Source organism: Pseudomonas sp. SG-MS2 (assembly GCF_009933855.1).
In the GTDB taxonomy this organism is placed as follows: Bacteria; Pseudomonadota; Gammaproteobacteria; order Pseudomonadales; family Pseudomonadaceae; genus Aquipseudomonas; species Aquipseudomonas putida_E.
The window spans coordinates 1-691 of record NZ_MOMO01000041.1; the positions used below are offsets into that span (position 1 = coordinate 1).

The 691-nt window shown below is 66.3% G+C and carries 1 protein-coding gene; it reads right to left on the minus strand.

The genetic code is table 11. From position 1 onward, the window contains the following. Positions 1-55: 55 nt before the first annotated feature. Positions 56-691, minus strand: a 636-nt coding sequence (locus tag BLX42_RS03150) for a PAS domain-containing sensor histidine kinase (RefSeq protein WP_161871127.1), incomplete at its 5' end; no start/stop codon positions are given.

Below are 691 nucleotides of genomic sequence, written 5' to 3' on the forward strand. Positions count from 1 at the left end.
CCAAGCGCCTGGCGCAACGCGCGGTCATCCTCGACCAGCAGCACCTTGATGAGCATCATGCGACCTCCGCAGGCTGCCCGCCGATCAACGGCAACTCCACCCTGACGCAGGTGCCACGCCCTACCCTGGAGCGCAGCTGCAACTTGCCGTGGTGCGCCCGCACGACGGCCATGACCACCGCCAAGCCGAGCCCGGTGCCGGTAGCTTTGGTGGTCAGGAACGGCTCACCCAGCCGACCCAACAGGTCGGCATCGATGCCGCTGCCGGCATCGCTGACGCACAGGTGCAGGGTGTGCGCGCGCCGATACAAGTGCACTTTGAGACGCGCAGCGCCTACGCTTGCCTGCAGGGCATTCTCGATCAGGTTGAGCATGGCACCGACCAGGGTGTCGCGATTGCACAGCAACTCACCCAGGTGGCTGTCGCACTGCCAACGCACGGCATGGCCCTGGACATGAGGCTGGGCAGCCTGCTGCAAGGCTTGGAACAGGCCCTTTGGGCTCAACCGGTCACCCAGTGGCAGCTCGCCGCGGGCGAACACCAGCATGTCGCGCACCTGGTGCTCCAATTCGTGCAGACGTTCCTTGAGGCTGCCGGCGAAACGCCGGCGGGTCTCTGGCGCAAGCTCACGCTCGTCTTGCGCCAGGTGGCTGGCATAGAGCATGGCTGCCGACAGCGGCGTGCGTATCTG